This window comes from Pseudomonas sp. JBR1 (assembly GCF_028198185.1).
Lineage (GTDB): Bacteria > Pseudomonadota > Gammaproteobacteria > Pseudomonadales > Pseudomonadaceae > Chryseomonas > Chryseomonas oryzihabitans_E.
The window spans coordinates 210,380-224,315 of sequence record NZ_CP116340.1; the positions used below are offsets into that span (position 1 = coordinate 210,380).

The window sequence follows — 13,936 nt, forward strand, 5'->3', positions numbered from 1 at the left end:
AGGAGTCTCCGTTCATGGCCTTGCTGGGTCGTTTCAACAGCTTGCAGATTTTGCGCAATACACCCATCGGTCTGTTCCTTGACGCGGGCAACGACGGCGAGGTTCTGCTGCCGCGTCGCTATGCCCCGCGTGACGAACCCTGTGCCGAAGGTGATTGGCTCAATGTGTTCCTCTACCTGGACAGCGAAGACCGGCTGATCGCCACCACCGAGAAGCCGAAAGTGCAGGTTGGCGGCTTCGCCAGCCTGCGCGTGGTGGAAGTCGGTCGGGTCGGGATCTTCCTTGACTGGGGGCTACCCAAGGATCTGTTGCTGCCGCATTCCGAGGAGAAGCGTCCCCTGCAAGTGGGTGATCATTGCGTGGTGCACGTGCATCTGGATGCCCGTACCCGGCGGATCGTCGCCACCGCGCGGCTGGATCGCTACCTGGATCGCGAGGCGCCACGCTACAAGGCCGGCCAGCCGGTGCCCTTGCTGGTCGTCGAGCAGACCGACCTGGGCTACAAGGTGATCGTCGACAACAAGCACTGGGGCCTGGTGCATCGCAACGAGGCCTTCAAGCCCCTGCGGCTGGGGCAGCGCGAGCGAGGCTTCATTCGTGAGGTACGGGCGGATGGCAAGATCAGCCTGACCCTGCAGCCCCAGGGCGCGGCCGCCGGTAACGACCTTGCCGAGCAGATCCTTGGCCTGGCGAGAGCCCGCGGTGGAGTGCTGGAGCTCAGCGACAGCAGTCCGCCCGCGCTGATCCATCAGCTGTTTGGCGTCAGCAAGGGCAACTTCAAGAAAGCCATCGGCCATCTCTATCGCCAGGGACGGATCGTTATCGAGGACGACCGGATTTCTGTACGCGAGGACGCCGCGGACTAGCGCCGCGACGGGGTGTCAGATCGCTGTCATGGCTGGGCTGCACCAGGGATTCGGGGTCGAAGGCGCGGGCTCGCTCGTCCGGCCCGGCTTCGCGTTCCAGGTCGCCGACCAGGCGGGTGATGCGATCGGCCAGCTTTTCCGAGCTCAGGCTTTCGCGCAGGCGCTCCACCATGAGCGGCAAGGCGAACGGCGAGGGGTGATCGAGAGTCACCAGGCGCAGGGGCAGCGCGCCGGTACGGGTCAGTGTCTGCTGCAGCCGATCGGCGTCGAGCTCCTGGCGCAGCACCTCGGTCTGGGCCTGGCCGAGCAGCAGGTTATCCGGATCGTACTGACGAAAGACCTGATAGAAGAGGCTGCTGCTGGCCTGTAGCTGGCGGTTGCTCTTGTGCGCGCCCGGATAGCCGGAAAAGATCAGCCCGGAGATGCGGGCGATCTCGCGAAAGCGCCGCTGGGCGAGTTCGGCGGCGTTGAGGCTTTCCAGGGTGTCACTGATCAGGTTGTCGGTGGTGAAGAGGCTGGCATCGAGCAGCCCTTCCCAGTCCAGGCTGACGGGTGAGACCAGCTCCAGGCCATAGTCGTTGACGGCGATGGAAAAGGTGCAGGGGCGGCGCTGCGCCAGGCGCCAGGCGAGCAGGCTGGCCAGTCCGAGATGGGCGTGGCGGCCAGCGAAGGGATAGAGAAAGAGGTGCGAGCCCTCGCGGGATTCTAGGGTCTCGGCGAGCAGGTAGTGGGCGCTGGGCAGCGCCGACCATTGCCGCTGGACATCCAGCAGCGGCTGCAGCAACCGCATTTCCGGACTCTCGTAACGTTGGGCCTCGGCATCTTCGAGCAGGGCCAGAACATGCTTGGCCAGGGTGTCCGAAAGCGGCATGCGGCTGCCGCTCCAGCGTGGGATGGCGGCCTTGCGACCGCTGGCGCGGCGCACGTATACCGTCATGTTCTCCACCCGCACCAGTTCCAGGGTACGGCCAGCGAAGAAAAAGTGATCACCAGGGCGCAGGCGGGCGATGAAGCCTTCCTCGATGTTGCCCAGGCGATTGCCGCCGCCCCCCTTGGACCAGAATTGCACGTTGAGGCTGGTCTCGCTGACGATGGTGCCTATGCCCAGGCGATGTCGCTTGGCCAGCTGCTTGTCGGGGACGCGCCAGATGCCCTCGGCATCCGGCTCGGCGCGGCGATAGTCCGGATATGCCGACAGGGAGGCGCCGCCAGTGCGGACGAAGGCGAGAGCCCAGGCCCATTCGCCGTCACTGAGACCGCGATAGGCCCAGGCACTGCGGATTTCCGGCAGCAGGTCGTCTGGTTCGAAGCCGCCCCCCAGGGCCACGGTCACCAGGTGCTGCACCAGGACATCGAGGGGCTTGACCGGGGCCGCGCGGGCCTCGATCTCCCCGGCCGTGATGGCGCGGCGGGTGGCGGCCGCATCCAGCAGGTCGAGGCTGTAGGTAGGCACCAGGGTCGCGCGGGAGGCGCGTCCCGGGGCGTGACCACTACGGCCGGCGCGTTGCAGCAGGCGGGCGATGCTCTTGGGCGAGCCGATCTGCAGTACCCGCTCCACGGGCAGGAAGTCCACGCCGAGGTCGAGGCTGGAGGTACAGATCACCGCCTTGAGCTGGCCATTCTTGAGGCCGCTCTCCACCCATTCTCGGGCCTGCTTCTCGATAGAGCCGTGGTGCAGGGCGATCAGGCCGGCCCAGTCCGGGCGTGCCTGCAGCAGGGCCTGGTACCAGAGCTCGGTCTGGGCCCGGGTATTGGTGAAGACCAGGGTGGTGGGGCTGTCTTCAAGTTCGCGGATCACCTGCTGCAGCAGGCGCATACCCAGGTGCCCGGCCCAGGCGAAGCGCTCGACTCCGCCCTGGGGCAGCAGGGTATCCACCTGCAGGCGCTTGTCCTGGCGGCCCTGCACCAGGTGTCCCGATTCTCCGGCCAGCAGGACATCCAGCGCGTGAGCCTGGTTGCCCAGGGTCGCCGACAGGCCCCAGGTCTGCAGGCCGGGGTTCCAGCGGCGCAGGCGGGCCAGGGCGAGTTGGGTCTGAGTACCGCGCTTGTTGCCAAGCAATTCGTGCCATTCATCGATGACCACCAGGCGGACATGACCCAGGGCTTCCTGGGCGTCCTCCCGCGACAGCAGCAGCGACAGACTTTCGGGGGTGGTAACCAGGGCCGTCGGCAGGCGCCGATTCTGTCGCGCCCGCTCGCTGCTACCGGTATCGCCGGTGCGCAGGCCCAGGGTCCACTCCAGCTCCTCCTCTACTACCGGACGCTCCAGGGCGCGCAGGGTGTCCGCCGCCAGGGCGCGCATGGGCGTCAGCCAGAGCACCGTGAGCGGCGGTGGCGCCTGCTTGCGCTTGCTGGGCAGCCCCTTGGCGGTGACCGGCTTGGGCGCCACGAAGGCATCCAGGGCCGCCAGCCAGACCGCGTAGGTCTTGCCGGAGCCGGTAGTGGCATGCAGCAGGCCGGATTCTCCGGCAACGATGGCCTTGGCCACCTCGCGCTGGAAGGGAAAGGCCTTCCAGCCCTGGGCTGCCAGCCAGCGACTGCCGGGGCCCTTGCGCGATCGGGTAGCGGTGGCCATCTCGGCACTCCTTTAAACCGGGTTCGAACGCCCGGTCATCTCGGCCGCCATGGCGGTGGCGTAGCTGTCGGTCATGCCGGCGATGAAGTCGATCACCCGCATGAAGGCCTGGTGCAGGGTCCAGGAGGGATCCGGGGCGCTGTTGCCCAGCAGGTCGAGGATGCGCCGACTCTTGAAGGACGGCTCGCGGCCCCGATGCTGTTCCAGGGCAGCGCCGCAGAAGGCGTTGAGCAGGATCTCCAGGGTGGTGTAGGCACCGATCTCGTGGAGGGTCTTGCGCTTGTCGTGAAAGATCTTTTCCCGGGCCAGGGCCTTGGCGCGCTGCACGCAGAGCTTGGCCGGACCGGCCATGTGCTCGACCAGGTCATCACCCAGGGTGCCGGCGAGCAGGGCGTCCTGCTGTTCGACGAAGGCGCGGGCGGTGGCGTTGGTCAGGTGTTCGATGGCCTTGCCGCGCAGGATCGCCAGCTTGCGCCGGCGGGAGTCGCGCGGACCCAGCTGGCGATAGGTCTCGGGCAGATCATCGCCGACCAGGCCCAGCAGCAGCGCCTCGACCTCGGCATAGTCCAGCAGCTCCATCTCCAGGCCGTCTTCCAGGTCGATCAGGCCGTAGCAGATGTCGTCGGCGGCCTCCATGAGGTAGACCAGGGGATGCCGTGCCCAACGCTCGGGACCCAGCAGGGGCAGTTCGAGTTTTTCGGCGATCTGTTCCAGCAACGGCAATTCGCTCTGGTAGCAGCCGAACTTGTGCTTCTTGTAGCCAGGCGCCGCGGCATAGCGTGACGTCCAGGGGTACTTGAGATAGGTACCGAGGGTCGCGTAGGTCAGGCGGGTGCCGCCGTCGAACTGGTGGTATTCGAGTTGGGTCAGCACCCGGAAGCCCTGGGCATTGCCTTCGAAGTGCAGAAAATCCTGGCGCTCCGCTTCGCTCATGTCATCCAGCCAGCCGCGTCCGGCCGCCTGGGTGAACCAGTAGCGAATGGCGTCTTCGCCGGAATGGCCGAATGGCGGGTTGCCGATGTCATGGGCCAGGCAGGCGGATTGCACCACCATGCCGAGATCGCTCGGGTCACACCACTCGGGCAGGTCGCCTCTGAGACTCTCGCCCACGCGCATGCCCAGGGAACGGCCGACGCAGCTGACCTCCAGGCTATGCGTCAGGCGCGTATGGATATGATCGTTGCTGGTCACGGGGTGGACCTGGGTCTTGCGGCCCAGCCGGCGGAAGGCGCCGGAAAAGATGATGCGATCGTGGTCCTTATGAAAGGGGCTGCGCCCCAGTTCATCCGGGCTGTGCAGGGGTTTGCCCAGCCGTTCGCGGATAAGAAGTGTCTGCCAGTCCAAGGCCATCCTCGAGCTATCACCGTTTAGGGGACGCCGGCGGTTACCGTTCGGCGCTTCTGCGTTCTGACCTCGGCAACATACGATCATCACCCCTCAGTTGGCAAAACCCGGCAGTTGGCTGGCGTCCAGGTCGATCAGCAGCAGGCGCTGACCGCTTTCCAGGAACTGGCTGGCGGTCAGGCAGTACTGGTTGGTCGTGGCATCGCGATACACCGTCGAGAGCGCCAACCGGCGCTCGTTCCAGCCCTCGGCCAGCAGTGCATAGAAGTAGGGACGCCAGGACCAGTTGTGGTTGAGGTAACGCCGGTTCTCGCGCCAGAACATGCCGTTCCATTCCAGGTTGGGGGTGATCTGGGTGCCGGCGCGGTCGCATTGGTAGATGCGCAGCAGGCCGGGAAAGGCGTGGGGATCGGGCAGGGCGCTCAGGGGGCCGCCGTGTTCCGCCCAGGGTTTCAGCCGGGTGACGAAGTCGGCGAGCCGCTGGCGCAAGGCGAGCAGCTGGGTCTGCTGAGCCAGCTTGCCGTCGACGAAGCGACTGCGCAGGGCGGCGAAGCGCTCCTGGTAGCGGTCACTGGCGCTCAGCTCATGGGTGGCCTGGGCGAACAGGAAACCCTGCACATAACGTGAGCCGCACTCCAGCGCGAAATCCAGTTCGGTCTCGGTTTCGACACCTTCGGCGATGAGCCAGCACCCGGTCTTTTCCGCCATCTGCGCGAGGGCCTTGACCGCATCGCCGCGGGTACCGCCCCGGGCAGCGGCCTGGAACAGCCGCATATCCAGCTTGAGAATGTCGGGTTGCAGGTCCAGCACCCGATCCAGTTGCGAATAGCCGGAACCGAAATCATCGATGGCGATGCGGATGCCGCGTTCCCGATAGCGGGCCACGGCCTCGGTCAGGCGCGGCAGATCGCCGGCAGCCTCGGTGATCTCGTAGACGACCCGGCTGGGCGCTACCCCAGAGCGTTCCAGCTGCACCAGGCTGGGCAGGTCGGCTCCACTCTCCACCTGGCTGATCCAGCGTGGTGACAGGTTGAGGCTGAGAAACCAGTCTTCCGGTGCGCTGGCGAAGCGCTGCAGGGCATCCTCTCGAAGCGTGCGATCAAGGTGCAGCAAGTCTGCAGTCGGGGTATGCGGGTCGGCAAACAGGGGCCCGACGGAGGTGTGACTGCCGTCGGCCTGGCGCAGTCGGCCAAGCGCCTCGACCCCGGCGATACGTCCGGTAGCGGTATCGATGAAGGGTTGGAAGAAGGCAGAGGGCTGAGCACTGGGCACGAGCGGTTCCTTGTCGTCAGGGAGGCAGGTGGTTATCGAGCTGACCTGTTGCCATGCGATAAGGGTGCCAGATGAAAAAACGGCTCCCTGGGGAGCCGTTCATGATCAGTGGGGTGGCGGTAGCGGATGATCCGCCTGTTCGCGATGCCGGTTCTGCAATCGATTGACGATGGGATACAGCGCCAGGCCGATACGGGCCAGGCGGCCCACGGCGCCAAGGCGCTTGCCGAACAACGACAGGAACACCGTCGCGCCCAGCATCAGCGGCTTCTTCGCCGAGCTGGCGACCTTGTCGCGATTGGGTCGTACCAGATCACCGATAAGGCTGATGGGGTTGTGCAAGGGTTGGGCGTTGTAGATGAGCTGCTGGCGATACATCTCCATGCGCAGCCGGACCAGTTCCTTGCGCTTGGCCTGGCTGGTGGCAGAGGAAAGCGGCTGGTTCATGGCAGTAGGCGCTCCCGGTTGCGGTTCAGTTCTTCCAGGGTGGCATGGAAAGGCGCGGCGCCCTTGACCAGGCGAAGGGCTCGCAGGATGCAGATCGCCAGCGCCACGGCATAGAAGCCGCACAGCGCCAGGGTCGCGGTCATGCGATAGGTATCCCAGAAGGCGATGATGACCGCCGCCGAGATGCCTACCAGCACCAGCAGGCCAAAGATCAGGCTCAGGCCGGTAAAGAGGAACAGCTGGAAGGTACGAACCTTCTCTTCCTGTACCTCGATACCCAGCAATTCCAGGTGGCTCTGCAGCAGTCCTACTACCGCGCCGGCGAGGCGCTTGACCGAAGGCTTGGGCGCCTCGTCAGGCAGCTCCCGTGGAGGAGAGGAGGTGTCCATGGCAATCCCCCAGGCTTAGCGGCGCGATGCCAGCAGGCCGATCAGGAAACCGACACCAGCGGCAATGCCCAGGGCCTTGAAGGGATTGTCGACCACGTATTCCTCGGTGGTCTCCTTGGCGACGACCCCGTGGCGGTAGAGGTCGTCCTGCTTGGTCTTGAGCACGTCGCGGGAACGCTCCAGGCTGGAGCTCAACTTGGCGCGCAGTTCATCTGCCTGCTCGCCAGCCATGCTTGCAGTGTGCTTGAGCAGCTGCTCGGCGTCGGCCAGCAGGGTGTGGAATTCGTCGGTCAGCGCCTGCTCGGCCTCGCCCAGATGACGACGGACCCGGTCAGTGTTCTGCTGGTGTGCCTGCTCATCGATATCAGCGGCAAGCTCGTCTTTGAGCACGGGGGAGATTTTGTCGTTCATGGGGCGCTCCTGAATAGGCAATGGGTATCCGTTTCAGGCCTTTCGAGTGAGGGCTCCGACCAAAGGTTCCACGGGTGGGGCCGCACGCCCTTCCAGTGCTTTCTCTATATAGAAGGGTCAAAGCATATAGAAGGGTCCAAAGCGGACGAATGGTCATACCATACCGATTTCGGGCCTCGAAAAGTTCCGCACTATTAATCGATTAGAAGAGCTGGCTCACAAAACGGCGTGCTAGCGCCATTGGGCGTCTTATTCAAGTATTGGGCTAGAACTTTGCTGTTTCTATCACTGTCAGTTGCGTCGTATTTGATCGTCCATGCACTTATAGACAAATAAGAGGGGGAAGAATGGAAAACGCCATTGATAGACTGACTGCCGCTTTCAGTACTTATAAATGCTCGGTCACGGCGCCTCGCCCTGACGGCAGTATCGTGCTGACGGTGCAGGACCAGCAGTGTGATGACGCACGGGTGAACCGGGTGGTCAGCGCCCGGCAGCTCGGTGAGAGCCAGCTGCTGAAAACGGTGATCGACGAAGTTCGCAAGGACGTGTCGTTGCGGGCCGGAGCCTTGGCACCGCAATCCATGGCCGTGCTACGCGCCACCGGAGCCAATATGCTGAGATATTCCGAATAAGGGATAGGCAGCAGAAGACTTCAGCTCGAGACTTGCAGTACGGATGCCCTGCATTCGTTGGTCTCGAATACTGAAGATTACAGATGGCAAACAAGTACTTGGCCGTCTTTAGCGGTATGTCCAAGGTCGATTGTCTAGCTCTTGCACTTCAACAGACGACAATCTCCGCAGGGAAGTTGCATCGCAGGTAGCGCGTACATGGGGCACGCGACGTCCATCACGCCCCAGGACGGGAAGCCCTGTCCGGCTTGTACGGCAGCCAGCCGAGCACTGGCGATCACACCATTGAGCAGTTCCTCTTCCCGATACAACGCCTGGCGCAAGGCCGGCGAGCGATAGAGGATGCGCCCACACCTATCCAACAGCGTGAAGGAAAAGCGCCCGGTGCGATCCGGCAGCGTCGGCCATACCTTGAGCGGTGCCAATTGCTCGTCGAGTCGTGCGCAGGTCAGCTGATACAGCGAGACGCCGACTGACGGGAGCGGCGTAACTGCGCCCACGTTATCGAGGAGCGTCGCAGGGCTTGAGGTCTGCACGAGACTGCTGGTCATGCCTTCCGTGGTTTGCATGGTCCTGTTCCTGCCTTAATTCGCCACGCTGAGGTGGTTTACCGTGCCGCTGCCGCCCGCCAGCAAAGCGCTGACGCCATGGCCCTCATCAATGGCAATACCCAGACGAATACTATCGATCAGGCGTGCGAGTCGGGTCTGATCGTGCAGCTGCTGCTTGCTGATCAACCGCTTTACCTTGACGCCATTGTCGTCGGACAGCGTCAAGCTGACGCTGCCGTCGAGGCGTTCGATGCGAAAGTTGACCCGAAAGTCGTGCTCGAAAGCCGCGGCGATGAGCTGGAAGGGGTTGTCCATGACGTACCTGACTGGCGTGAGCGGGGTCAGTGCCATTGACTTCAGGGGGCTGGGCTAGTTCTGCGGGAAACCTCAAAAGTATGACCGACGGCCCGTTTCAGCTGCTCACCTGAGTGTCGCGTTCGCTCCAGCACTGGGCGAAAGCCCGCTGCCAGTCGGGCAGCGTCTGCCCCAGCACCGCCGCCAGCTTGTCGGTGGACAGGCAGGAATTGGCGGGTCGATGCGCTGGGGTGGGGTAGGAGCTGCTGGGGATGGGGTTGAGGCGCGCCTTCAGTTCGCCGGTCTCGCGCAGCCGCTGCGCGATCTGTTCGGCGAAACCGTACCAGGACGTGGTACCGGTCGCGGTCAGGTGATAGGTGCCCCAGAGGTCCTGCTGGTCACTGCACGCCAGCAGGCGCTCGGTAGCGTCGGCGATGGTGCGCGTCCAGGTGGGGGCGCCGATCTGATCGGCGACGATATTCAGTTCGTCGCGTTCGCTGAGCAGGCGCACCATGGTGCGCAGGAAGTTGTTGCCCTGCCAGGAATAGACCCAGCTGGTACGCAGGATCAGATGACGTTCGGCCTGTTCACGTACGGCGTTTTCACCGGCCAGCTTGGTGCGCCCATAGACGTTGAGCGGGCAGGTGGGATCCTCCTCGCGATACCGGTCCTGCTTGCTGCCATCGAAAACGTAATCGGTGGAGTAGTGGACCATGGGCACGCCCAGTTGCTGGGCGGCGCGGGCAAAGACCTGGGGAACCCGTTCGTTGATCAGGGTGGCGGTCTGGGCATCGCTCTCGGCGGCATCCACGGCGGTATAGGCTGCAGCATTGATGATGACGTCGGGACGGGCAGCGAGAACGCGTTGGTAGAGGGCATCCAGCTGGGTGAAATCCACTTGGGCCCGGCCGACGACGGTCACCTGGGCCTTGGGTGCCAACAGGGTTTGCAGTGCCTGAGAAAGTTGTCCGTGTTGACCCGCGATGAAGACGTTCATGTGACTGAGCTATTCCAGAAGGGCTGGCGCGTCCGTGCCTGTTTGACAGGGTGGGCGTCGCCACGACAGCCCTGAGCAAAAGGCGCAGTCTACCCGATGACCGGCGTAGGACAAGGCTAGCCTTTCGCCTTCGCAGGGCCTTTGGCATTGGCTCTGCCAGGCCTGCCTGGCCGGAAACCAGCCCAGGCGAAAGGATGAAAAAATTTGTTTCACGAATACTTGACAATTGTGCGACGGGGGAAAGGTATCCGTTGGTCTTTTTCCAGGCGAGTTGTGCACAACTTGTGCTAGCGCCTGTCAAGTCCTCTCTGACCCACACAGATCCCTGTCTAGAATAGCCCTTTTGAATTAAGTTGTTGATTACGTTGAACTTATCAAACTGGTTAAAAAATGAGCAAGTTGTTTGCGGGGCCCGCAGAGCAAGGCTCAGGGTTCTTTTCCACCATGTTTTCAACAAAGTTATCAACAGAACCTGTGGATTGTTCCGAGAAGAGCAGGCCTGAAAACCTTAATCGGTGCTGAACGACAGGCTGATTGGACAGGTGTCTGCCGTTCTGTCGTCCGGCTTAGCCGGACAGGGCCAACTGACGACTCAGCAGGGCGCGCAGTGAGGCCGGCTTCACTGGTTTGGGCAGGAAATCCAGGCGCGCTTCGCGCACCTTGGCCAGGCATTCCGGACGGCCATCGGCACTGATGACGATGCCGGGAATGTCCTGGCGCAGCACCTGGCGAATCCATTCTGCGACGTCCGGACCCGTGTCGGCATCACTGAGGTGGTAGTCGACGATCAGCAGGCGTGGCACCACCCCCTGATCCAGCAGGGCGGCACATTCTTCACGGCTGCGCGCGGTCCAGACCTGGCATCCCCAGCGGCCCAGCAGGCTGCGCAGGCCCAGCAGGATGCTGTCTTCGTTGTCGATGCACAGCACCGGATCGCCCGCCAAGGGCTGGGCGGCCTCGCTGGCAGTGGCCGCCTGGATGGCGAGGGCGGGCGCCAGGGGCACCTTGACGCTGAAGACACTGCCATGGCCCGGCCAGGAGCGCACCGAGAGTTCGTGGCCGAGCACCCGGCAGAGCCGATCGGCGATCGCCAGGCCCAGGCCCAGGCCTTTCTCGGCGCGGGTCTGGTGGCTGTCCAGACGCTTGAATTCCTCGAAGATCAGCTCGAGCTTGTCCGGCGGGATGCCGGGGCCGCTGTCCCAGACCTCCAGGCTCACGTTCTGCCCCTGGCGGCGTACTCCCAGTAGCACGCGGCCATGGGCGTATCTCAGGGCGTTGGTGAGGAAGTTCTGCAGTACCCGGCGCAGCAGCTTGCTGTCGCTGTTGACCACCAGCTGGCTGGTGCGGATGCGCAGACTGGTGCCCTGGTCCTGGGCCAGGGCCTTGAATTCGACACCCAGGGCCTCGAACAGGGTGGCCAGGGGGAAGGGCGCCGGCGCGGCCAGGATGCGCCCGTTCTCCAGGCGCGAGATGTCCAGCAGGTCGGCGATGAGGTCTTCGCTGGATCTCAGGGCACTGTCCATGTTGCGCACCAGCTCCTGGGCCTCCTGGGCGAGGCCGTCCTGGTGGGCGAGGGCAGCGGTGAACAGTCGGGCAGCGCTCAGCGGCTGCATGAGGTCATGGCTGACCGCGGTGAGGAAACGGCTCTTGGACTGGTTGGCCGCCTCCGCGTGGGCCCTGGCTTCCTCCAGTGCCTGGTTGAGCTGGGAGAGTTCGCGGGTGCGTTCTTCCACGCGCTGTTCCAGGCCTTCGTTGGCTTCGCGCAGGGCGCGCTCGGCCTCGCGGAAGGCGGTGATGTCGGTAAAGCTCATCACGAAGCCACGGCCGGGCATGGGGCTGCCGATCAGTTCGATCACCCGGCCGTTGGGAAAGGTGCGCTCCGAGGTGTGGGGAATGCCCTGGCGCATCCGTTCCACCCGGCGCGCCACGTGGTCGTCGGCGTCGCCAGGTCCGCAGAGGCCACGCAGGGCGTTGTAGCGGATGATCTCGGCAATGGGGCGGCCGACCTGAATCATGCCGTCCGGATAGTCGAACAGCTCCAGGTAACGCTGGTTCCAGGCGACCAGGCGCAGCGACTGGTCGACCACGCTGATGCCCTGGGAGATGTTCTCGATGGCGCCCTGCAGCAGCGCCCGGTTGAATTCGAGCACCTCCGAGGCCTCGTCGGCGATGCGCACCACGTCGTCGACCTGCATGTCGCGGCCTTCGATGGCGGCCTTGACCACGGCGCGCGCGGAGGAGGCACCGATAACCCCGGCCAGCAGCCGCTCGGTCTGGGCGATCCACTCGCTGTTGGCGTTCATGCCAGGGTGGTAGGTGAGGCCGCTCTGCTCGGCGAAGCGGCTGAAACTCAGGCGTGCGCGCTCATCACCCACGAAGCGGGCGGCGAGCAGCCGCAGGTCCTCCAGCTTCACCGCCAGCAGGGCGCGATTGCGCGGCCGGGGTAGGGCGTACTGGGCGATGAAGCGCCCGGCCTGCCAGTATTCCGAGACCCGGGTACGCGAGAGCAGCGACACCAGGGCGAACAGCAGGAAGTTGCCGGCCAGGGAGACCAGGGCGCCGACCGTGGTCGGTTGTAGCGTCCGCTCCCCCGCGGGCTGCTCGAACCAGGCCAGGCCGGGAAAGGCCTCCAGCGGCCATTGCAGGCTGGTGGCTACTACCGGCAGCACCATCAGATAGCCCCAGAGCAGCGCGCCGGCGGTGAGCCCGGCAAAGACGCCCCGGCGATTGGCGGCCTTCCAGAACAGCGCCCCGACCATGGCCGGCCCGAGCTGGGCAATGGCGGCAAAGGCGATCTGGCCGATAGTGGCGAGACTGGCATTGGAGCCCAGCAGGCGATAGCTGCAATAGGCCAGCACCAGGATGACCACGATGCTGGCGCGGCGCACCGTGAGCATCCAGTGGCTGAACACCGCGTGCGGACTCTCGACCTGCCCACGGCGCTTGAGCAGCCAGGGCAGGACGATGTCGTTGGAGATCATGGTGGAGAGGGCGACGCAGGCGACGATCACCATGCCGGTGGCCGCCGAGGCCCCGCCCAGAAAGGCCAGCAAGGCCAGCCAGGGACGCTCCTGGGCCAGCGGCAGGCTGATGACGAAGGAGTCGGGCAGCACGCCGCCGGGCAGGTGCAGCTGGCCGGCCAGGGCGATGGGAATGACGAACAGGGCGGCCAGCGCCAGGTAGAGCGGAAACACCCAGCGCGCCAGGTTGACGTCCCGGGTATCGATGTTTTCCACCACCGTCACATGGAACTGGCGCGGCAGGCACATCACGGCGATGAAGGCCACGCCGGTCTGGATCAGCAGGCCCGGCCAGTCCAGCGTCTCGCGCCAGTATTCCTGCAGCTGCGGCGCCTGCTGGGAGCGGGCGAGCAGGTCGGCGAAGCCGTCGTGCAGGTCGTAGGTGACCCAGAGGCCCACGGCGATAAAGGCGGCGAGCTTGACCAGGGATTCGAAGGCGATCGCCAGCATCATGCCGCGATGGTGCTCGGTGACATCCAGGTTGCGGGTGCCGAAGAGAATGGCGAACACCGCCAGGACCAGGGAAACGAACAGCGCGGTGTCCTGGGCGCGGGTGCTCAGGGATTCGGCATTGATACCGGTCAGCAGATTGACGCCGATGACGATGCCCTTGAGCTGCAGCGCCAGGTAGGGGAGGACGCCGACCAGGCAGATGAGTGCGACGACGATGGCCAGGGTCTGGGACTTGCCATAGCGGGAGGCGATGAAGTCGGCGATGGAGGTGATGTTTTCCTTCTTGCTGATCAGCACCATCTTCTTGACCAGTTGCGGGGCCAGCAGCAGGAAGAGGATGGGGCCCAGGTAGATGGGCAGGAACGACCAGAGCTGGTCGGCAGCCTGACCGACCGCGCCGAAAAAGGTCCAGCTGGTGCAATAGACGGCCAGCGACAGGCTGTAGACCCAGGCCCGCAGGCGTGGCTTGAGCGGTGGGCGGCGATCGCCATAGAAGGCGATGGCGAACAGCATGGCGAGGTAGCCGAGGGTTACGGTGATGATCAGCCCGCTGGGCAGGGACATGGCGACTCCAGGCAATCCGGGCGCCCATCGCGCCCGGACAAAGTGTCGCACCTTGGGGTGCCAGACGTCAGGTCTGGCGACATTGGGTTGAGCCAGACGGTTTGCCCTGTTAGGTTGG

The 13,936-nt window shown here is 64.5% G+C and carries 12 protein-coding genes; 2 read left to right on the forward strand and 10 right to left on the reverse strand.

Features of this window, described 5'->3' with window-relative positions; translation table 11 throughout:
• Positions 1-14: 14 nt before the first annotated feature.
• Entirely contained in the window at positions 15-866 is an 852-nt protein-coding gene (locus PJ259_RS01040; protein ID WP_271654400.1) for a CvfB family protein, read from the forward strand.
• On the opposite strand, the gene PJ259_RS01045 is transcribed toward PJ259_RS01040, so the two are convergent.
• From PJ259_RS01045 to PJ259_RS01070, 6 genes are all read right to left on the reverse strand, one after another.
• The gene (locus tag PJ259_RS01045; RefSeq protein WP_271654401.1) at positions 820-3,441 is read right to left on the reverse strand and encodes a ligase-associated DNA damage response DEXH box helicase; all 2,622 of its coding nucleotides are present in this window, start codon (positions 3,439-3,441) and stop codon (positions 820-822) included. The two genes, PJ259_RS01040 and PJ259_RS01045, sit on opposite strands and share 47 nt — an antisense overlap.
• 12 nt (positions 3,442-3,453) lie before the next feature.
• Positions 3,454-4,785 (reverse strand): deoxyguanosinetriphosphate triphosphohydrolase, encoded by a 1,332-nt coding sequence (locus PJ259_RS01050; RefSeq protein ID WP_059316845.1) that lies wholly within the window; start codon positions 4,783-4,785, stop codon positions 3,454-3,456.
• Positions 4,786-4,878: 93 nt separating this feature from the next.
• A complete protein-coding gene (locus PJ259_RS01055) occupies positions 4,879-6,057 on the reverse strand; it encodes an EAL domain-containing protein (RefSeq protein WP_271654402.1) in 1,179 nt (392 codons plus the stop codon).
• 105 nt (positions 6,058-6,162) lie between these two features.
• Positions 6,163-6,504, reverse strand: a complete 342-nt coding sequence (locus tag PJ259_RS01060; protein ID WP_271654403.1) for a hypothetical protein — start codon at positions 6,502-6,504, stop codon at positions 6,163-6,165.
• Positions 6,501-6,893, reverse strand: a complete 393-nt coding sequence (locus PJ259_RS01065) for a phage holin family protein (RefSeq protein ID WP_059314307.1) — start codon at positions 6,891-6,893, stop codon at positions 6,501-6,503. Before PJ259_RS01065 ends, PJ259_RS01060 begins: the two co-directional genes overlap by 4 nt.
• Positions 6,894-6,908: 15 nt before the next feature.
• Positions 6,909-7,304 (reverse strand): DUF883 family protein, encoded by a 396-nt coding sequence (locus tag PJ259_RS01070; RefSeq protein WP_271654404.1) that lies wholly within the window; start codon positions 7,302-7,304, stop codon positions 6,909-6,911.
• 347 nt (positions 7,305-7,651) lie between these two features.
• Between PJ259_RS01070 and PJ259_RS01075 the strand changes: the two genes are divergently transcribed.
• A complete protein-coding gene (locus tag PJ259_RS01075; RefSeq protein WP_007159080.1) occupies positions 7,652-7,939 on the forward strand; it encodes a DUF3509 domain-containing protein in 288 nt (95 codons plus the stop codon).
• Positions 7,940-8,073: 134 nt separating this feature from the next.
• Here PJ259_RS01075 and PJ259_RS01080 read toward each other — a convergent pair whose 3' ends face one another.
• The 4 genes from PJ259_RS01080 to PJ259_RS01095 all read right to left on the reverse strand — a co-directional run bounded on the left by PJ259_RS01080 (position 8,074) and on the right by PJ259_RS01095 (position 13,818).
• The gene (locus PJ259_RS01080; protein ID WP_271654405.1) at positions 8,074-8,508 is read right to left on the reverse strand and encodes a hypothetical protein; all 435 of its coding nucleotides are present in this window, start codon (positions 8,506-8,508) and stop codon (positions 8,074-8,076) included.
• Between the two features lie 15 nt (positions 8,509-8,523).
• Positions 8,524-8,805 (reverse strand): DUF3509 domain-containing protein, encoded by a 282-nt coding sequence (locus PJ259_RS01085; RefSeq protein ID WP_059314310.1) that lies wholly within the window; start codon positions 8,803-8,805, stop codon positions 8,524-8,526.
• A gap of 97 nt (positions 8,806-8,902) precedes the next feature.
• Positions 8,903-9,781 (reverse strand): dTDP-4-dehydrorhamnose reductase, encoded by an 879-nt coding sequence (gene rfbD / locus PJ259_RS01090; protein ID WP_059314311.1) that lies wholly within the window; start codon positions 9,779-9,781, stop codon positions 8,903-8,905.
• Positions 9,782-10,347: 566 nt separating this feature from the next.
• Positions 10,348-13,818 (reverse strand): hybrid sensor histidine kinase/response regulator, encoded by a 3,471-nt coding sequence (locus PJ259_RS01095; RefSeq protein WP_271654406.1) that lies wholly within the window; start codon positions 13,816-13,818, stop codon positions 10,348-10,350.
• Positions 13,819-13,936: the final 118 nt, after the last annotated feature.